This is a genomic window from Metapseudomonas boanensis (assembly GCF_018704125.1).
Taxonomy (GTDB): domain Bacteria; phylum Pseudomonadota; class Gammaproteobacteria; order Pseudomonadales; family Pseudomonadaceae; genus Metapseudomonas; species Metapseudomonas boanensis.
The window spans coordinates 20,944-39,003 of the sequence record NZ_JAGTIS010000013.1; the positions used below are offsets into that span (position 1 = coordinate 20,944).

Annotated in this window: 18 protein-coding genes; 11 read left to right on the top strand and 7 right to left on the bottom strand. The window is 63.7% G+C overall.

Annotated elements, in window-relative coordinates:
* Positions 1-34 precede the first annotated feature (34 nt).
* From J7302_RS20260 to J7302_RS20285, 6 genes are all read right to left on the bottom strand, one after another.
* Positions 35-697, bottom strand: coding sequence for a response regulator (locus J7302_RS20260; protein WP_215378802.1), 663 nt, complete (start codon positions 695-697; stop codon positions 35-37).
* 53 nt (positions 698-750) lie between these two features.
* Positions 751-1,308: a PQQ-dependent catabolism-associated CXXCW motif protein gene (locus J7302_RS20265; protein WP_215378804.1), complete on the bottom strand. Its 558-nt coding sequence runs from the start codon at positions 1,306-1,308 to the stop codon at positions 751-753.
* A gap of 110 nt (positions 1,309-1,418) precedes the next feature.
* Entirely contained in the window at positions 1,419-2,210 is a 792-nt protein-coding gene (locus tag J7302_RS20270) for an ABC transporter permease (RefSeq protein ID WP_215378990.1), read from the bottom strand.
* A gap of 97 nt (positions 2,211-2,307) precedes the next feature.
* Positions 2,308-3,039, bottom strand: a complete 732-nt coding sequence (locus J7302_RS20275) for an ABC transporter ATP-binding protein (RefSeq protein ID WP_215378806.1) — start codon at positions 3,037-3,039, stop codon at positions 2,308-2,310.
* On the bottom strand, positions 3,036-4,004 hold the full coding sequence (locus tag J7302_RS20280; RefSeq protein WP_215378808.1) for a YVTN family beta-propeller repeat protein: 969 nt from the start codon (positions 4,002-4,004) through the stop codon (positions 3,036-3,038). The genes J7302_RS20275 and J7302_RS20280 overlap by 4 nt, the downstream gene beginning before the upstream one ends.
* 4 nt (positions 4,005-4,008) lie before the next feature.
* Complete coding sequence (locus J7302_RS20285) at positions 4,009-5,223, bottom strand: ABC transporter substrate-binding protein (protein WP_215378810.1); 1,215 nt, start codon at positions 5,221-5,223, stop codon at positions 4,009-4,011.
* Between the two features lie 155 nt (positions 5,224-5,378).
* Here J7302_RS20285 and J7302_RS20290 point away from each other — a divergent pair, with 155 nt between their 5' ends.
* From J7302_RS20290 to J7302_RS20330, 9 genes are all read left to right on the top strand, one after another.
* Positions 5,379-5,816, top strand: coding sequence for a cupredoxin domain-containing protein (locus tag J7302_RS20290; RefSeq protein WP_215378813.1), 438 nt, complete (start codon positions 5,379-5,381; stop codon positions 5,814-5,816).
* Positions 5,817-6,408: 592 nt separating this feature from the next.
* Entirely contained in the window at positions 6,409-6,846 is a 438-nt protein-coding gene (pedF, locus tag J7302_RS20295; protein ID WP_215378815.1) for a cytochrome c-550 PedF, read from the top strand.
* Positions 6,847-6,851: 5 nt separating this feature from the next.
* A complete protein-coding gene (locus J7302_RS20300; RefSeq protein ID WP_215378817.1) occupies positions 6,852-7,730 on the top strand; it encodes a substrate-binding periplasmic protein in 879 nt (292 codons plus the stop codon).
* A 14-nt stretch (positions 7,731-7,744) separates the two neighbouring features.
* On the top strand, positions 7,745-8,491 hold the full coding sequence (locus J7302_RS20305; protein WP_215378819.1) for a quinoprotein dehydrogenase-associated SoxYZ-like carrier: 747 nt from the start codon (positions 7,745-7,747) through the stop codon (positions 8,489-8,491).
* A 10-nt stretch (positions 8,492-8,501) separates the two neighbouring features.
* Positions 8,502-9,440 carry a quinoprotein relay system zinc metallohydrolase 1 gene (locus tag J7302_RS20310; protein ID WP_215378822.1) on the top strand — a complete coding sequence of 313 codons (939 nt, stop codon included), beginning with the start codon at positions 8,502-8,504 and terminating at the stop codon, positions 9,438-9,440.
* A 287-nt stretch (positions 9,441-9,727) separates the two neighbouring features.
* Positions 9,728-10,636 (top strand): universal stress protein, encoded by a 909-nt coding sequence (locus J7302_RS20315; protein ID WP_215378824.1) that lies wholly within the window; start codon positions 9,728-9,730, stop codon positions 10,634-10,636.
* Positions 10,637-10,826: 190 nt separating this feature from the next.
* Positions 10,827-11,510, top strand: a complete 684-nt coding sequence (locus J7302_RS20320; protein WP_215378826.1) for a phosphoribosyltransferase — start codon at positions 10,827-10,829, stop codon at positions 11,508-11,510.
* Between the two features lie 17 nt (positions 11,511-11,527).
* Positions 11,528-12,196, top strand: coding sequence for a dienelactone hydrolase family protein (locus J7302_RS20325; RefSeq protein ID WP_215378828.1), 669 nt, complete (start codon positions 11,528-11,530; stop codon positions 12,194-12,196).
* 51 nt (positions 12,197-12,247) lie between these two features.
* Positions 12,248-14,899, top strand: a complete 2,652-nt coding sequence (locus J7302_RS20330) for a cation-translocating P-type ATPase (protein ID WP_215378830.1) — start codon at positions 12,248-12,250, stop codon at positions 14,897-14,899.
* A gap of 12 nt (positions 14,900-14,911) precedes the next feature.
* On the opposite strand, the gene J7302_RS20335 is transcribed toward J7302_RS20330, so the two are convergent.
* Positions 14,912-15,895: a magnesium transporter gene (locus tag J7302_RS20335; RefSeq protein WP_215378832.1), complete on the bottom strand. Its 984-nt coding sequence runs from the start codon at positions 15,893-15,895 to the stop codon at positions 14,912-14,914.
* 298 nt (positions 15,896-16,193) lie between these two features.
* Here J7302_RS20335 and J7302_RS20340 point away from each other — a divergent pair, with 298 nt between their 5' ends.
* Positions 16,194-17,210, top strand: coding sequence for a 4Fe-4S dicluster domain-containing protein (locus J7302_RS20340; protein ID WP_215378834.1), 1,017 nt, complete (start codon positions 16,194-16,196; stop codon positions 17,208-17,210).
* On the top strand, positions 17,207-18,046 hold the full coding sequence (locus tag J7302_RS20345; RefSeq protein ID WP_215378836.1) for an iron-sulfur cluster-binding protein: 840 nt from the start codon (positions 17,207-17,209) through the stop codon (positions 18,044-18,046). Before J7302_RS20340 ends, J7302_RS20345 begins: the two co-directional genes overlap by 4 nt.
* Positions 18,047-18,060 lie beyond the last annotated feature (14 nt).

Genomic DNA, 18,060 nt, shown 5'->3' on the forward strand with positions numbered 1-18,060 from the left:
TCCTTGCGGCCCTCGGGCGAAAGGCCCCGCTGGGTCAGCGGCGCAGGTAGGCGGTGAAGTCGATGTCGTTGGCCGAGAGGATGGCCTGTACGCGGTTATGCACGTTGAGCTTGCGCAGGATCGCCGACACGTGGGCCTTCACCGTCGTTTCGGCGATGTCCAGGTTGTAGGCGATCTGTTTGTTCGACTCGCCCTTGGTCATGCGCTCCAGCACCAGTAGTTGCTTGCGGGTCAGGGCCTGCAGCAGCTCCGGGGGAATGCTGGACTCTTCATGGTGGCGGCGTGGCGAGGTTTTCTGGGTGCGGATAATGTCAGAGGGCAGGTAGACGTTACCGTTGAGGATCTGCTCGATGGCATCGGTCATCTGCGCGCGTGGCGACGACTTGGTGATGAAGCCCACCGCACCGTAAGTAATGGCTTGCAACACCACTTGTTTGTCCTGCTCGGCGGAGACGATCACCACCGGCACAGTCGGTGCCTCGTTGCGCAGGTTGATCAGGCCATTGAGGCCATGCATGCCGGGCATGTTGAGGTCGAGGAGGATCAGGTCCAGGTCGTCGTGTTCCTGGGTCAGGGCCAGGGCGCTGTCCAGGTCGGCGGTCTCCATCACTTCGCTGTCGGGAAAGCCGTCGCTGATAACGTTATGGATGGCTTCACGGAAGAGCGGGTGATCATCGGCAATCAGAATCTTGTACACGGCCTTTCACCTCATTGTTTTGATTATGGTGCGGTTGGCGTGGCCACGCAGGGTCAGGGTAGCGGTTCGGGATGGGCGGGCTGCAGGGGCAGGCCCGCCTGTTCCCAGGCATCGATGCCGTCACGGTACCAATAGAGTTGGGTATAGCCCAGTGCGCTAGCGCGCTTCACGGCATTCCAGCTCAACCAGCAGTCGGATCGGCAGTAAAAGACCAGCGGCCGCTCCTTGCGACCCTGGCTGGCGCGTTGCAGGTGGCTGGCGAAGTAATCCTGCCATTGTGGGGCGAGTTGGCCGTCGCCGGTGTTGGCTAGCCACAGGCTGCCGGGCAGGTTGGCATGGGGTTCGTCGGCGATGAACTGGCCATTGAGCCATTGGCGGCGGTAGACATCGATCAACAAGGCGTTGGGGAATTGTTGCAGGAGCGCCTGCAGGGCAGGGGTATCGATGGTGCGAGCGGGCTCGGCACGCTCCGGCGTGGGGCTGCGGTAGCGGGTAATCCGGTAGCCGTCGTCGGAAAACAGGGCCGATTCGGAGGTGTTCTCGGCGAGGGCGGGCAGGGCCGGCAGCAGGCCCAGCGCAAGGCAGCACAGGCAGGCGAAAAAGCGCTTCATGGTGATGTCTCTATTCTTCTTGTGCCGTCATTACATGCCAGTAGTGCTGGTTTGGGAATGCTACGTTGAGCGGGGAAAACCAGTACCAAAGTAGTAATTTTGTGTGCAACTCAGCCCGCCCGCCTCAGCGCAGCATGCTGCGGGTTGAAACTCCACAATGCCGCCAGGCTGAACAACAGCGTCAGCCCGACACATACGGCAAACGCCAGGCCATTGAATCGTCCGTACAGGGCATAGCGCACCAACTCCACGGCATGGCTGAACGGGTTCAGGGCACACAGCCAGTACAGCCATTCGCTCGCCTCGCGCATTTTCCAAAGCGGATACAGCGCCGAAGACAGGAAGAACAGCGGAAAGATCACGAAATTCATCACTCCGGCAAAGTTCTCCAGCTGGCGGATGCCATTGGACAGCAGCAGGCCCAGTGCACTGAGCAACAGCGCCACCAGCAGCAGCACCGGCAGCGCGGCCAGCAGCCCCATGGCAGGTGGCTGCACGCCGTACAGCCAGGCGATGCCGAGGAAGGCATACACCTGCAGTAGCGACACCAGGGCCGTCGCCAGCAGCTTGGCCGCTAGCAGGAAAGCGCGCGGCAAGGGGCTGGTGAGGAGCAGGCGCATGCTGCCCATCTCCCGGTCGTAGACCATCGACAGCGAACCCTGCATGCCGTTGAACAGCAGGATCATGCAGGCCAGGCCTGGGACGATGTAGGTCTCGTAGGTGATGTAGGTGGCGTAGGGCTCGATGATGGCGATGCCCAGCGCCGCACGAAAACCGGCAGCGAACACCAGCAGCCAGAGTAACGGGCGTACCAGGGCGCTGAGGAAGCGGCTGCGCTGCAGGACGAAACGCAGCCACTCGCGCAGCAGGATGCCACGCAGGCAATGCCAGTAGGGGATCAGCATGGTGCGAACTCCGTGATTGCGGTGCGTGTGGCGCGCCCGGCGTGAGGGCATTCGTCGCAGGGTGCTGCGCTGCGCGCACCTTGCACTGGCGAGTTCATGCGCAGGCCTTCGCCGTGGTGAGGCGCTCGAAGGCTTGCGCCAATCCGCCTGCTTCCTGGCCTCCGACGGCGCCGGCACGGTCGTCGGTGATGATCCGGCCCTGGTGCAACAGCAGCAGGTGGTCGTCCGCCTGCACCTCGTCCAGCAGGTGAGTGGTCCAGAGCACGGCCATGTTCTGATCGCGACACAGCCGCCGCACGTGCCGGTTGAGGCCATTGCGGCTGGCCGGGTCGAGCCCACTGCTGGCCTCATCGAGCAACAACAGGCTGGGTTCGTGGAGCAGGGCGCGGGCGATTTCCACGCGCCGGCGGTGGCCGCCATTGAGTAGGCGCACCTTTTCGCGCCGGCGCTGGCCAAGCTGTTGGCGCTCCAGTTCACGCTCGATGCGCAGTGCCGCAACCTTGCCCGACAAGCCGTGCAGGGCAGCGTGGTAGCGCAGGTTCTGCTCCACGCTCAAGTCCAGGTCCAGGGTACTTTGCTGGAACACCACCCCAAGCCGGGCAAGAGCGACGCGTGGCTGGTGCTTCAGCGAGTGGCCGCAGACGGCAATTTCGCCCAGTTGCAGGTCGTAGAGCCGGGTGAGCAGAGCGATCAGGGTCGACTTGCCGGCGCCATTGGGCCCGAGCAGGGCGGCAAACTCGCCAGCCGCCAGGCTGAAGCCAACCCCTTTCAGGGCTTCACGTTGGCCATAGCGGAAGCCGACTGCTGACACTTCCAGGGCATTCATGGCGTCACCACCACGCCCCAGGGGTAGCGGCCGACCTTGATGGATTTCTCCACCTTGAGACTGGCGACATCGATCACCGACACATCGCCGCTGATGCCATTGGTGGCCAGCAGACGTTTCTCGCCCGGAGTAAAGGCCATGTGCCAGACGCGCCGCCCCACCAGCAGGTAGTCGAGGACCTCATAGGTCTTGGCGTCCACTACAGCTACGTGATTGGCCGGCCCGAGGGCGACGAAGGCGTACTTGCCGTCGGAGGTGAGCCTCACCCCGACCGGCTGGACCTTGTCCGGGTGCACGCCCTTGATCTGGAACTTGAGGACTTTCTTGATCTGCCGGCTGGCCACATCCACCACGCTGACCGTGCCGCCGATCTCCGCGGACGCCCAGAGCAGGCTGCCATCCGGGCTGAACTCGACATGGCGAGGGCGCTGGTCCACCAGGGTGTTGTCCACTAGCTGGTGAGTGCTGGTGTCGATCCAATGCAGCATATTGGTGGTTTCGCTGGTATTCACCGCCCATTTTCCATCCGGGCTCACGGCCATGCCTTCCGGTTCGACGCCCACGTCGATCTGGGCCAGCACCTGGTCGCTCTGGGTGTCGACGACCGTCACCAGCGCGTCATCCTCATTGGAGATGTACAGCCAGCGATCATTGGGATGCAGGGAGAATTGCTCGGGGTCGGCTCCGGAGGGCAGCTCCTTGATGACCTTGCGACTGGCCAGGTCCATCACTTGCACGGTGTCCGAATCGCTGGCGCAGATGTATAGCAGCGTATTGTCGCGGGAGAGGGCGAGGCCACGGGGGCGCATGCCGACCTTGAGGCTGGCGGTGACCTCCAGGCTGTCGAGGTCGATCACGCTGATGCTGTCGTCCTTTTCGTTGGATACATAGGCCGTGGCGGCCAGGGCCTGCCCACCCAGGAGCAGGAGCGTGCCGCTCAGGATGGCAGCGATTGGCATAGGCATGGGGTCATCCTTCTTGTTGTGTGGATCCGCCGACGGCGAACTGGCGGCATTGGGTTTCGGGACGGTCGTAGCCAAGGCTGTCCAGTTCGCTGACCGGGTGCAGGAAGCCATCCTGGGGGGAGGTGCTGACCAGAGCGCGTGGATGGACCAGGGGAATGGGCTGGCGTAGCTGGCCGTCCCAGTCGCGATAACTCAGCTTGCGGCCTTTGAAGCCGTCCAGCGGCAGGTCGGCGGAAAGCGCCAGTTTGCGGATCGCCACGGCGTCGTCGGTCTTCAGGCGGGTGATGGCGCTGGCAATGCTGCGCACGGCGATCCAGGCGGCGAAGTCACGGTCGTTCATCCAGCGTCCGGCAAGCGCCTCGAAACGCTTCTGCAACTGCGCGGCGCCGTAGGTTTCCACCGTCTTGTGCCAGCCGGTTGCCGTGAGGCCCTGGGTACCGGCCACGGGGCGCGGGTACCAGGTGTTGTAGGGCAGGTATTCGCCGAAATCGCCGCGTTCGTCGGCCACCAGCACCACGTCGTATTCGGCGGCCTGGGTGAACAGCGGCATCTCCGCCTGGGCACTGCGGCGCTGGTCGTTGTCGAAGCTCCAGGGCTTTTCCGCCACCAGCTGCGCACCGAAGCGCCCCGCTGCACGGCGCAAAGAGGCGGCATAGGCCTGATCGTCAGGCTGTTGGCCGACGACCAGGAACCAGCGCTGCCATTTGCGCACTGCGAGGAACTGCGCCAGGGCATCGGTGAGCATGGCGCGACTCGGCAAACTGTGCAGCAGATTCCCCCGGCACTGGGCGCCGCGCAGTTCGTCGGCTGGGCTGCCGGCGTTGATCAGAAGACTGTCCGGCAGTGCATCTGCCAGTTGCAGCACCGAATCGGCCGGGGCGTTGACCACGAACAGGCGCAGGCCCGCCTGATGCAACTGCTTGGCTTCCGCCAGGAGTTGCTCGGGACTGCTGGCCTGGACTGGGCTCAGCTGGTAGCCGTGCTTGAGAAATCGCCCGGTGCTGTTGCTGTCGGTGATTGCCAGTTGTGCGCCGCGCAGGCCGGCATCCTCTGGCTCGGGGATGACGTTGGAGAGCAGCGGGCCACGCGCAGGTTGGTAGCTCAGGTAGCCGATGCGCACAGTCAGCTGGCCTGCTTCGGCATGGGCCTCTGTGGCCAGGGCGGCGCCGCCGGCGATGGCGAGCAGGTAGACCAGGCCATGGAACAGATACTGGCGCATTGCGGCGACTCCTCTACTGGTGTCGCCAGCATAAGAAGAGAGCAGGGGGCGGAAAATATGCAGAAAGTACCGGTCTTGCGGTACCAAGGTCGTAGAAAACCGAGGCTCGATCGGACCTAGCATGGCAGCACAAAAATCAGAAAGAGGCTGCTCCCATGCGTACCGTCAAGCATCTATTTTTGCCCCTGCTGCTGATCCTGAGCCTGCTGGGCTTCGACAGAGTACTGGCCGCTGGGGATCTGACCCGGCGCACCATCAGCCTGCCCGACCTGGTGCTGGGCTCGGAGGAGAGCGACTACAGCCTGTCGCAGCAGGAGTACCAACTGGAAACCGGCAAGGCCTACCAGCTCAAGGTCATCGCCAGCGGCAAGAAGGAATACGCCTTCCAGGCTCCCGAGTTCGCCACGTCGATCTACCTGCGCAAGGTCGAGGCGGGCGGTGTCGAGGTCAAGGCGGTGACCCTCACCGAGCTGGAGTTCGAAGATGCCAGCGAGGCGGAAATCTTCTTTGTGCCGATCAAGCCCGGTCGCTATCGCTTCTATGCCAAGGGCCTGGAGGCCAAGGGCATGCAGGGCAGCTTCGTGGTCAAGTAAGCCGCGCCATGGCCACGCTGGGGCATATGGCAAGGACAGCGGGGGGGCCGAGTTGCTCGGCGGCAGTGCAAGATCACTCAGCAAGCTCGAGATCTTCGTGATCCTGCTGCGCGGCTTGCCGGCAGGGAAAATCGCCCGACAAGCCCCTCCGCTCCTACAAGGCCTGCCACTTGTAACGCTCAACGCAGAAAGAGCCAATGAATTCGCGGCCTATCGCTTCGGCTCACCCCCAGTCCGTTCGATCGGCCTTGCAGCCCTAGCCCTCCATGTTGGCTTCCTGCAAGTTGGCGTCGGCCTGCCTGGCAGGTTGGTACCGAGTCTTGTCGAAACCCGATAATGGCGGCAAATCCACCCCTTCCGTCCCTGTCCGTGGTTCGTTGCGATCAGCGTTGCGTCCTCCTGTTCCCTGGCGGGCATGGCGTGGACTTGCTGCGAAAGCGCCTTCACTGGCCTACCGCCGCTCTACTACCAAGGGAGTAGGGGCTGGCCACCAAAGCAGCATTCTGCCGTTGGCCCATGGGTTCTTACCATCTCCTCACTGCGCTCCAACCGGGGCGCCGCCTTGCACAGCAGCTCGATGAGGAAACACGCCATGAACAAGAACAGCGCACTGCGCGGCCTGGTAATCGCTGCCGGCCTTACCCTGAGCGGATTGGCCCTGGCCCACGGCGACGTGGTACCGCAAGCGGTCAACACCGAGGGCCTGGAGCCCCTGGGCACGGAGTGGCTCGACGAGAACCCCTATCGCCAGCCTTATGAGAAGAACGGTCTGGCGGTGGAGATTGGCGCTTCGGCTTACAACCAGAACTGCGCCCGTTGCCATGGCCTGGAAGCCAAATCGGGCGGTATCGCCCCCGACCTGCGCTACCTGGAGGCCGACGTCAGCGGTGACGAGTGGTTCAAGGAGCGGGTGATCAACGGCGCGGTGCGCGATGGCGCGGTGTACATGCCGAAAATGGCCGATTACCTCAGCCAGGAAGCGCTTTGGGCCATTCGTAGCTACCTGGAAAGCGTCGCTGTAACCGAGTAACTGCCATGCGCCTGCTCGCCTTGCTGGTCTGTCTGCTGTGCCTGCCTGTTGCGCAGGCACAGGTGCGCCCCTATGACGACATCCTCGATTCGGGGGTGCTCAAGGTGGCGGTGTACGAGAACTTTGCGCCATACAGCTTCCAGGAGGCGGGCCGGGCGCGCGGGGTGGACGTGGACCTGGCCAAGGCCCTGGCCGAAGGGCTGGACCTCAAGCTTGAAGTACTTTGGGTAACGCCGGGCGAGAAGCTCGACGACGACCTGCGCAACTTCATCTGGAAGGGGCACTACCTGCGGCCAAATGTGCTGGCGGACGTAATGCTGCGGGTGCCCTACGACCGTGACTATGCCTTCAAGCGCAACGATGTGGGCGAGTTGGCCAACGAACTGGTGGTGATGTTCGCCCCTTATCAGCGCGAGCGTTGGCAGGTGGCCTATGACAGCCGCCGCCTACCGGAGGTGTCGAGCATCGGGGTATTCCAGTTCCATCCCATCGGTGTGGAGCTGGAGAGCGTACCGTCCTTCTACCTGACCTCGGTCTTCGGTGGGCGCCTGAGCCGCAACACCCATCACTATCCGGGGCCGCAGGCGGCATTCGAAGGCATGCGCAAGGGTGAAGTGGATGCAGTGATGGCGTTGCGTGGCGAGCTGGACTACATGCAGCACCAGGTTCGTGACCCGCAGATCAAGAATGCGGACAACACTTACCCCAACCTCGGCCAGCCCGATTGGGATATCGGCATGGCGGTGCACGAAAGCAACCGTCAGCTCGCCAATGCCCTGGAGGCGGAAGTCGACACCCTGGTGCGCGACGGCCGCATGCAGAAGCTCTACGCCGCCTACGGGCTGCGCTACGAACTACCGGGGCTTTACCAGGACGTTGAATGACACGGAGGTGCGGCATGCGCAGGCGTTCGTTGCTGGCGTTGGCCCTGCTGGGAGGCACCGCGCCCTTGTGGGCAGCACAGGACCCGGTGGAGTCGGTGATGTGGAGCTTCTTCCACAAGCGACTGCTGGAGGGGCAACCTTTCGTCTACGACGAAAAGGTGGTGCTGGAAGCGCCGCCCTTCGCCGAAGACGCCCGCCAGGTTCCGATCCAGGTGGATGCCCGTGCGTACAGCGGGCAGGTGGTGAAGATCATGGCCTGGGCCGAGCTGAACCCCATCCCGCAGATATTCACCTTCGTGCCGGGAGAGCGCGTGGCGCCGATGCTGGCTATCCGTATTCGCATCGAACAGGCGACGCCGATCCGTGCAGCGGTGTTGACCCGTGATGGTCTCTGGCACATCGGCTCGACCCGCATCGACGCTGCTGGCGGTGGCTGCACCGCGCCCAGCGTGGTGCGGGCCGAGGCTGGCTGGGAAGACCGGCTTGGACAGGTCCACGGCGCGCGCTTTGCCCATGGCGACGCCAGTCGCCTGCGCCTGCGGGTTGACCACCCGATGGACAACGGCCTGACCGGCGGCATCCCCGAATTCTTCATCAACCAGGCCGAGCTGCGGGATGCGCAAGGCAACCCCTTGGCGACCCTTGAACTGTTCCCAGCGGTGAGTGAGAACCCCACCATCAGCCTGGAAGTGCAGGGCGAGATCGAAGCTCGCCTGTGGCTACGGGACAACAACGGCAACGAATTCGAAGCCGCGTTCTGAAGGAGATTCCATGCGCCTGTTCGCCATGCTCATCGCCTGCCTGGCACTGGCCGCCCAGGCCAGCCAGGAATATCGGCTGCAACCGCGTGAAATCGCCTCCGATACCTGGCTGCTGGAAGGCAGCACCGACAACTTCGACAAAACCAACGGCGGCAATATCGTCAATACCGGTTTCATCGTCACCGACGCGGGCGTGGTGGTGGTGGACAGCGGGCCATCCAGGGCTTACGGCGAATCCATGCGCAAGGCCATTGCGCGGGTCACCGACAAACCGGTGGTGTGGGTCCTGCTGACTCACCATCACCCGGACCACGTGCTCGGCAACCAGGCGTTCGCTGATGTGCCCATCGCCGCGCTGGCTGGGACCCGCGACTTGCTGGCTGAGCAGGGCGACGCCATGGCGGAGAACATGTACCGCCTGGTGGGCGACTGGATGCGCGGCACTGAGGTACTCCTGCCGACTGAGCGGGTGCAACCCGGAATCCGTGAGCTGGGTGGTCACCGCTTTCGCATGCTGGGCCTGCGTGGCCATACCGGAGCCGACCTGGCCATCCTCGACGAGACGACCGGCGTGCTCTTCGCAGGCGATCTCGTGTTCTATCAGCGCGCCCTCACCACACCCAACAGCCCCGGACTGGATGCCTGGCTAGCCGATCTTGACCAGCTGGAACGATTGCCCTGGAAGCAGGTGGTGCCCGGCCATGGCCCGGTCAGCACGGACCGCGCGCCCTTCGCCCAGATGCGTGACTACCTCGGCTGGCTCGACGGCCTGCTTCGCGATGCGGCGGAGCAGGGCGAGGAGATGAACGAAGTGATCCGCGCGCCAATCCCCGTGCGCTTCGCCGCTGTCAGCTTGAACCGGTACGAGCTGATTCGCACAGTCAGCCATCTCTACCCGCGCTATGAAGCACAGCGGTTGCATCGAGTGGACAGTGCCGCGGCCGAGTAGGGTCGCAGGATCATGGTACGGCTCGGGCTGCACAGGTCCGACACCCCATCCGTTATGGCTGACTGGGCCGTGGTGCGGCCCTTTACGAATGAAGCTTCATCCCAGCCTCACTCCACTTCGCCCCAACGGTTGCGTTGAACTTGATGCATATCAACTCAACCAGGCACGGCCAGGCGCAGCCTGACCCAATACAGGGCAGTTACAGCATTCAGACCCGGTCTCTTGCAGGCGGAGCCAGGGAATAAACAGGCGTCGGGAAATAACCACCAAATCCTTTGGAGGTTTCCATGAGCCAATATCGCCGACTGTTGCTGATCCTCGAGTCCGTCGCACGTCCATCCTCCGCTCTGAGCCGGGCTTCCGCCCTGGCTGAAGCCAGCGGTGCTGCCATTCACATCGTCACCTGTGGCGGCCCCTACTCGACCGTGTGGTTGATGGACAAGGCGGTGCAGGAGCACATGCATGTCGACTTCATGAAAGGGCAGGAGGCGCATCTGAAGGAAGTCGCGGAGCCCTTGCGCGCCAAGGGTCTCCAGGTGACCACTGAAGTGTTATGGACTGAGGACCCGGTAGGGGAACTCATTCGCCATGTGAAGGAGTTGCCAGCGGACCTGGTGATCAAGGACACCCATCACGAGCCTGCGCTCAAGCGGGCGTTCATGACTCCGCTGGACTGGCAGCTGCTTCGCGAGTGCCCGGTACCCGTGAACCTGGTGACCTTTGCCGAGCAGCCGTTGCCGCGCAAAGTGGTTGCAGCCGTGGACTTGTCCCAGCCGGAAAGCCAGATTGGGGGTGTCAACGAACGCATCCTCGCGGCCGCCAACGATCTGGCGCTGCAAAGCAATGCCGAGTTGCACTTGCTGCATGCCTACGAGAATTCGCCCGCCTACCTGACCTATGCCGCCGGCCCGGTGGGCTGGTCCAAGGAGTTGCAGGACGAGCTGACTGGCTTGTTGCGCGCCAACTTCAATCAGTTCGCCGAAAAACATGGCGTCCCGGAGAAGCGTCGGCACGTGGTATTGGGTTCGCCGATCCGGGTCATTTCCGACTTCGCCGGCCGCGAGCATATGGACGTGGTCGTGATGGGGACGTTGAACCGCAAGGGCTTGGAGAAAGTGCTGGGTAGTACCGCCGAGCAGGCGCTGTACCAAGTGCCCAGCAGCATCCTTGCTGTCAGGCCGCCGACTGAAGGTTGAAGCAGGGTAGGGGCAGTGCGTGACCCAATGATGTTGTGCGGGCAACCTCGTTCCTTGCCCATGCGCCGCCAGGTGCACAGGGCGCAAGCTGGACGGGTGGATTTTCAGCTTCGCGAACGTATTAGACCCTACAAACATGTGACGTCTTGCTACACCTAATGAATAGATGACGGGATTCGAGGGCTGCCTGATGACGCGCTCCGATTCGATCCAGATTCCGATACGTGACCGGGTGGCCGCTGGCCAGGCCCTGGCGCCCATGCTTTACGCGTACCGGCGCCGAGCTGACACCATTGTGCTGGCCTTGCCGCGCGGCGGTGTCCCCGTGGCCTTCGAGATTGCCACAGCCCTGGAACTGCGCCTGGACTTGATGCTGGTGCGCAAGCTGGGAGTTCCATACCACGAGGAACTGGCCATGGGTGCCATCGCCAGTGGTGGCGTCCGCGTACTCAACCGCGACGTGGTGAAGATGCATGGCATCGATGAGGCTACGCTGGATGAAGTGGCGCAGCGGGAGATGCTCGAGTTGCAACGTCGCGAGCGGGTCTATCGTGGCAATCGCCCCCAACCCGACCTGCAGGGTCAGCAGGTGATTCTGGTGGACGATGGTCTGGCCACCGGCGCGACCATGCGCGCAGCCGTGCGCGCGGTGCGCCGCCTCGGCGCCGCGCGGATCGTCGTTGCGGTACCGGTGGCGCCGGATGACACCGTGGCAGAGTTGCGTGAGGAGGTGGATGAAGTGGTCTGCCCCTTCATGCCTGAATGGTTCATGGCGATCGGCCGCTGGTATGTGGACTTTTCACAGACCACGGACCAGGAGGTGATCGCCCTGCTACAACGTGCCTGGCGCCGTGAACAGCACGGACCTGGCTGAGTTCCCGGAGGTGACTGATGCTTCAACCTCAACATCAATGTATCGAACTAACGGATGTGCAACTGGTGGGGGACCTGCTGTTGCCTCCGGGCGCCAAGGACCTGGTGGTGTTCGTGCATGGCAGCGGTAGCAGCCGCTTGAGTCCACGCAATCAGCATGTTGCCCGGTACCTGAGCGATCGTGGCCTCGCCACTTTGTTGTTCGATCTGCTCACCGAGCGAGAGCAGCGTATCGACCAGGTTACCTGCGAGTTGCGGTTCGACATTCCGATGTTGACGCGTCGGCTGGTAGGCGTGCTTGACTGGATTGCGGCCAAACCCGAACTGCGCCATCTGCCCGTCGGGCTGTTCGGTGCGAGCACTGGCGCAGCGGCGGCGATACTGGCAGCGGTGGAGCGACCGCGGTCTGTCCACGCCATAGTCAGCCGAGGCGGCCGGACCGACCTGGCGGGTGAGGCACTGGAGAAGGTTCAGGCTCCGACCCTGCAGATTGTCGGTGCCCGCGACCTGCCTGTTCTCGGCCTGAATCGCAAGGTCAGCCGTGCATTGGGCTGCGAACAGCGCTTGGAAGTGATCCCTGGTGCTACGCACCTGTTCGAGGAGCCAGGCACCCTGCAGGAGGCTGCGCGACTGGCGGGTGACTGGTTCGAGAGCCATCTGCGCGAGCCGATCCAACTGGGCGCCTAGGCCCTGTTCATGCGAGATACCTGAGCCGCCGCCGGTGGAAAGGACGCGTGGATGAAGATTCAGGCGCTCAGTCCAGCGCAGGCTCTGGTCAGCCTCAAAAGCAGCGAGGATGGCCTTGCGGAAGCGGAGGCTGCGCGGCGTCTGGAGTTTTTCCAGCCTAACCGTATCCAGCATGTGCAGCGGGTGCCGTGGTGGCGACGACTTCTGGCAGGCTTTACCCACTTCCTCGCGATCGTCTTGTGGTTGGCCGCGCTGCTGGCCTTCTTCGCCGAATGGAGCGATCCGGGCAAGGGGATGGCGACGCTGGGTGTGGCCATCATCTGCGTCATCCTGATCAACGCGTCCTTTTCCTACTGGCAAGAACACCGGGCGGAGCGCTCGATCCTCGCCCTGGAACGCTTGATGCCCGACACCGTCCGGGTCATGCGTGACGGCCGCTTGCGCAAGCTCAAGCGTGCGGAGTTGGTGCCAGGCGATGTTCTGCTGTTGTCGGCCGGTGACGATGTGCCGGCCGATTGCCGGGTGATCGAGGCGTTCGACGTGCGTGTCAATACCGCGACCCTGACTGGCGAGTCCTATCCGGTGGCCCGCGATGCCGTCCCCACCGACACCTCCGACCTGATCCACTGCCGAAACATTCTCCTAGCGGGTACCTCTCTGGCCAGCGGAGAGGCGCGGGCGCTGGTCTATGCCACGGGGATGCGCACGGAGTTCGGTCACATCGCCCAGCTCATGCAGACCGGTGGCGAGGTGGAAAGCCCGTTGCAGCTCCAGATCAACCGCTTGAGTCGGCTCATTGCGATGCTGGCCGTGTTGCTGGGTGTCCTGTTCTTCGGTCTTGGCCAATGGGTCGGGCTGGGGTTCTGGAACAGCTTCCTGTTCGGCATCGGGATCATCGTGGCCAATGTACCGGAGGGTCTGCTACCGACCGTGACGCTGGCCCTGGCTATCGGCGCCCAGCGCATGGCCGCCAGGCAAGCGCTGATCCGAAACCTGCCAAGTGTCGAGACGCTGGGTTCGGCAACGGTCATCTGCACGGACAAGACCGGCACGCTGACGCAGAACCGAATGGAGGCGCGGCTGGCTGTGTATGCGGGTACTGATATCGACCTGACTGCCGGGCAGGTCGCTTTGCCGGCCACCCTGGTGGCCGTGGCTGCCCTCTGTCAGACGCTCCAGCCAGGCGAGGTCGATGGCCAGCAAACGCTGGTCGGTGACCCGTTGGAAGAGGCGCTGTTGCGGATGGCCGAGAACGCAGGCGCTGCGCAGGCGATACCGCGTGTGGACGAACTGCCGTTCAGCGCCGAGCGGCGCATGCTTTCGACCCTGCACCGCTCCGAGCAGGGCCTGGTGCTTTACAGCAAGGGCGCCCTTGAAGCGTTGCTGCCCATCGCTACGCGGGTCCAGACCGCTCTTGGAGAGTCGCCCCTGGACGAGACACAGCGCAATCAGTGGCGTAATGCCGAGCATCGCCTGGCGGACCGGGGATTGCGGGTGCTGGCCTTTGCCTTCAGGCCGGTGGCGGAGGGTTATGAGCGTGACCAGTTGGAGCGTGAAATGGTGCTGATCGGGCTCGTGGGGCTGGAGGACCCGCCTCGTCCAGAGGTGCCCTCGGCGGTCAGGCGCTGCCGGGCGGCGGGAATCCGGGTCCTCATGGTTACAGGAGACCATCCCCGTACCGGAGTGGCCGTAGCCCGTGAAATCGGCTTGGCCGAGGGCCAGCCCACGGTCATCACCGGGACAATGCTGGCCGCCATGTCACACAGCCAGCTGAGCCTGGCCCTGGAGGCGCGGGAACTGATCTTTGCCCGGGTCAATCCGGAGCAGAAGCTGCTCATCGTCAAGGAGCTTCAGGCCAAAGGTGAAACGGTGGCAGTCACCGGCGATGGGGTGAATGACGCACCCGCTCTGCGCCAAGGCGATATTGGTATTGCCATGGGCCTGTCCGGCAGCGATGCCGCACGGGAAGCCTCCGACATGGTGCTGCTGGATGACAATTTCGCCAGCATCGTTGCCGCGGTGGAGGAGGGGCGTGCAGTCTTCCAGAACATCCGTCGATTCATGACCTACATCCTTACCTCCAACGTCCCGGAGATCGTGCCCTACCTGGCCTTTGTGCTGTTCCGCATTCCGCTGCCACTCACCGTTGTGCAGATTCTGGCGGTCGACCTTGGTACCGATATGCTGCCGGCCCTCGGGCTAGGTGCGGAGCGTCCCGATGCCGAGATCATGCAGCGCCCGCCGCCTGCGCGGCATGAGCGGCTGTTGGACAGGCGCCTGCTGGCACGTGCCTATCTGGTGCTCGGGCCCATGGAAGCTGCGGCAGCATTGGCAGCCTTTTTCTATGTGCTTGATGCCGGCGGTTGGCAATACGGCGTGCTGTTGCCTGCCGATGCCCCGTTGTACCAAGCTGCGACCACCGCATGCCTCAGCGCCATCGTGGTCATGCAGATGGTGAACTTGTTCCTCTGCCGCAGCGAGCGGGGGCGGGCATTCGGCAGTGGCTGGCCGAATGGGCTGATCTGGGCCGGACTTGCGTTCGAGGTAGTGCTGATCCTGTTGATCGACTACACGCAGCTCGGCAACTGGCTGTTCGGTACCGAGCCTTTGTCTGCCAGGGTCTGGCTGTTCATGCTGCCGTTCGCATTGGGCATGGTCCTGCTCGAAGGGCTGCGCAAGGTCGCAGTCGCGCGCCGACGCTGAGCTGAGTGCGATTCAGATCAGCACGCTGGCGATGGCGAAGTAGATCAGGATCGAGAGCAGGTCCTGGATGACGGTCGCCAAGGGGCCGCTGCCGAACGCAGGGTCCAGCGAGAGGGTGCTGAGCAGCCAGGGCAGCGCCATGGCCGCCAGGGTGGCGGTTCCGCATGCCGCGAATACGGCGAGACCAACGCAAAGTGCGACGTCGGTCGCTCCCCAGATCCACCACACCAGGGGACCCGCCACCAGTGCCAGGGTGAGCCCAATGGCCAGGCCGACCAGCAATTCGCGCCGCAGCATCTGACCCATGCTGGCACCCACCGATAGGCCACGAACGACCACGGTCTCGGTCTGGGTGCCGACAGCGTCCGCCAGGTAGACGATCCCGGGCAGGAAGAAGGCGAGCATGAGCGTGCTTTCCAGCTGGTTCTGAAAGCGCTCGACGAAATTCGCCGCCAGCAGGGCGCCGATAAGCCCGACCAGCAACCACGGGATCCGATGCTGGAAGCGCCGCTCGACTGCCTCCTCACTGGAGGTCCGAGCACTCTCGGTGCCCTTGATGAAGCCACCGAGACGCGTGAGGTCTTCCTCATGCTCCCACAGTAGGACCGCCAGCAGGCGATGGGGCGGGATCACGCCGACCAGTCGGCCATTCGCATCGACCACGGTGAGCGCCGACTCGCCATGGCGAACGGCGCGCCAGGCGGCGATTTCCTGGTCCTCGTGGGGCGTCACAGTAGGCGCATCACGGTCCATCAAGTCATCCAAGGCAGCGTCTGCGGGTGCGCCGAGCAGGTCCTCGATCCGCACCAGCCCAAGGAAGCGCTGATCCTCGCAGACCATGATGTGGCTGGCGCAATCATAGTGGTGGCTCATCAGGGTTGCGCGGGCGTCGCCGACCAGTCGGTCGGGCGGGAACACTGGAATTCGAGTCGTGGCATGTTGTGCCGCGGTTTCAAAGCTGATTCGCTCGCGGGCGACCTTGGTGTCCAACAGCATGGGCATCTCCTGGCCTGTGTGGGGAGAGAGGCATGACGCTCGCTACCAGTCTGGGATCGTCTGGACTATAGGCGCTATTGCGCTCGCTGCCGTGCCTGCACGACCGCCTGGCATCCCCCCCAAGCTTCTTCCGGTTTTCTTGATGTTGATCAAGCGGATCGGCAAGCCCGCTGCCTAGGCTGAGTTCAATAGGTTCGCGGAGGGACGGTAATGCGCAGCGAAGCGAACACCGCTTGTCATCCGAGGTTTGGCGCGTTGCAGGTGGGGCGTGATACCTGCGTATACCCGGCGGATCATCATGCGTGCCTATAGCCTTGAGCGTCCCGAGTTGCTGCGTGACCACCTGGCCAGGAAGAGCCAGGTGTTCGAGTTGCGGGCGAGCGGCCCAGGCGTCTATGCCTGGCAGCAGGTCTGCGATCAGGACTCGCATCCCTTCGCACCGCCTGTCGACCCGCCAGGCTGCTCCGCCAAGTCCTTCTTCTTCCCCGAGCGGGAGTTGCTGTTCCGTTTCGACGGTGGCGCCTTCTACTCGGAATTACCCGCTGTCAGGCCTCAGGTTCTGTTCGGCCTGCCAGCCTGCGATCTGCAAGCGATCGCCTACCAGGACCGTTTCTTTGCCGCTGACCCGTATTACCAGGCGCGACGCGAGGCCACGCTGCTGGTGGGTGTCGATTGCCTGCACAGCTGCGGCCACGGCTCCTGCAGTCTGTTCGGTTGCGGGCCACAGGCGCAAGCCGGTACCGCCGACCTGGTGTTGGTGCCCCAGCAAGGCATGGCGACTAGCTGCCTACTGGTCACTTCACTGGCTGGGGCGCGTGCATTGTGCGGCCTCGAGTTGGAAACCATGGAGAGCGACTGGCCGCACGAACGGGCCTTGGCCGGCGAGCGGGTGATGTACGAGCAGAGGAATACGGACGCCATCATCGAGGGCATCGCCGCGATCAATGCCGGCTGGGTGAAACAATCCACCTGGGACGAATTGGGGCAGCGCTGCCTGAACTGCACGGGCTGCACCAGCGTATGCCCGACCTGCTCTTGCTTCACGGCAGTCGACATACCGGCAGCCAGCTCGGGCATAGGGCACTTACGGGAGTGGGCCTCATGCCTGGACGAGAATTTCCAGCGCGAGGCGGGAGGGCGCAATCCCAGCGCAAGCGCTGGGCAACGGGTCCAGCGATTCTGGTTCCACAAACTCGGGGAGGCATTCCGCGCCCGCATGGGCGGATATGGCTGCGTCGGTTGCGGCCGCTGTGACCGTCATTGCCCTGATGGCATGGGGCTGATGGGCGTCATGCATCGGCTGGAGCAACCATGAACGGCGTCACCCCCCGCAGGGTGCACCTGCTCTGCCAGTACCCGGACGGCGAAAATGCGCGGCACTTCAGCTTCCGCATCGCACGCCCGCAACCGCGGGATTTCGAGGTGATTCCCGGCCAGTTCTTCATGCTCAGCGTGCCAGGCTGCGGTGAAGCACCCTTCAGTTATGTGAGTGTCCCGGACCTGGAGGGGCGATTCGATGCCCTGATTCGCCGGCAGGGTGGCCTGACCGCTGCCTTGTTCGAGCAGCCCGAAGGCGCGCTTCTCGGCTATCGCGGCCCCTTCGGAAAAGGCTGGCCGTTGTTGCTCGGTAATGAACGCTTGCTGCTGGTAGCCGGCGGTTGCGGGCTGGCGCCACTCGCCGGAGTCGTGGATGAGGCGGGGCTGGCCCTCTATCCGATTCGCATGACGGTGATCTACGGGGCGCGCCATCGCCAGAGCCAGGTCCTCGGCCGTGAACGTGAGCGCTGGAAGGGCCGCGTCACCTTGCATGAGACCTGCGATGACGAGCCTCGTGGGCAGTGTCATGGCAACCCCTTGCAGCAGCTGCGGATGCAACTCGCTCTAGAACGCCCGGATGCTGTGTTCTGCTGCGGCCCGGAGCCTTTCATGCAGGCGGTGGCGGGTGAATGCCTGAAACACGGGGTGCTGGCCAACCGCATCTGGCTGTCCATCGAACGCAACATGGCGTGCGGCACCGGCCTGTGCGGGCACTGCTACCTGGGGTCCAGTTACGTCTGTACGGACGGTCCGACCTACCGCTACGACCGTTACCGGGAGTTGTTGGGAATCGGCAATGCCCATCCGCCAACGTTCAGTAGCGAGTTTTGCTGAGAAGGGAGACGCGC

What these genes read in the sequence shown, in the direction of transcription:
- J7302_RS20265 (WP_215378804.1), bottom strand. Translation starts at nt 1,308, where the DNA reads ATGAAGCGCTTTTTCGCCTGCCTGTGCTGCCTTGCGCTGGGCCTGCTG.
- J7302_RS20275 (WP_215378806.1), bottom strand. Translation starts at nt 3,039, where the DNA reads ATGAATGCCCTGGAAGTGTCAGCAGTCGGCTTCCGCTATGGCCAACGT.
- J7302_RS20280 (WP_215378808.1), bottom strand. Translation starts at nt 4,004, where the DNA reads ATGCCTATGCCAATCGCTGCCATCCTGAGCGGCACGCTCCTGCTCCTG.
- J7302_RS20285 (WP_215378810.1), bottom strand. Translation starts at nt 5,223, where the DNA reads ATGCGCCAGTATCTGTTCCATGGCCTGGTCTACCTGCTCGCCATCGCC.
- J7302_RS20290 (WP_215378813.1), top strand. Translation starts at nt 5,379, where the DNA reads ATGCGTACCGTCAAGCATCTATTTTTGCCCCTGCTGCTGATCCTGAGC.
- pedF (WP_215378815.1), top strand. Translation starts at nt 6,409, where the DNA reads ATGAACAAGAACAGCGCACTGCGCGGCCTGGTAATCGCTGCCGGCCTT.
- J7302_RS20300 (WP_215378817.1), top strand. Translation starts at nt 6,852, where the DNA reads ATGCGCCTGCTCGCCTTGCTGGTCTGTCTGCTGTGCCTGCCTGTTGCG.
- J7302_RS20305 (WP_215378819.1), top strand. Translation starts at nt 7,745, where the DNA reads ATGCGCAGGCGTTCGTTGCTGGCGTTGGCCCTGCTGGGAGGCACCGCG.
- J7302_RS20310 (WP_215378822.1), top strand. Translation starts at nt 8,502, where the DNA reads ATGCGCCTGTTCGCCATGCTCATCGCCTGCCTGGCACTGGCCGCCCAG.
- J7302_RS20315 (WP_215378824.1), top strand. Translation starts at nt 9,728, where the DNA reads ATGAGCCAATATCGCCGACTGTTGCTGATCCTCGAGTCCGTCGCACGT.
- J7302_RS20320 (WP_215378826.1), top strand. Translation starts at nt 10,827, where the DNA reads ATGACGCGCTCCGATTCGATCCAGATTCCGATACGTGACCGGGTGGCC.
- J7302_RS20325 (WP_215378828.1), top strand. Translation starts at nt 11,528, where the DNA reads ATGCTTCAACCTCAACATCAATGTATCGAACTAACGGATGTGCAACTG.
- J7302_RS20330 (WP_215378830.1), top strand. Translation starts at nt 12,248, where the DNA reads ATGAAGATTCAGGCGCTCAGTCCAGCGCAGGCTCTGGTCAGCCTCAAA.
- J7302_RS20335 (WP_215378832.1), bottom strand. Translation starts at nt 15,895, where the DNA reads ATGCTGTTGGACACCAAGGTCGCCCGCGAGCGAATCAGCTTTGAAACC.
- J7302_RS20340 (WP_215378834.1), top strand. Translation starts at nt 16,194, where the DNA reads ATGCGTGCCTATAGCCTTGAGCGTCCCGAGTTGCTGCGTGACCACCTG.
- J7302_RS20345 (WP_215378836.1), top strand. Translation starts at nt 17,207, where the DNA reads ATGAACGGCGTCACCCCCCGCAGGGTGCACCTGCTCTGCCAGTACCCG.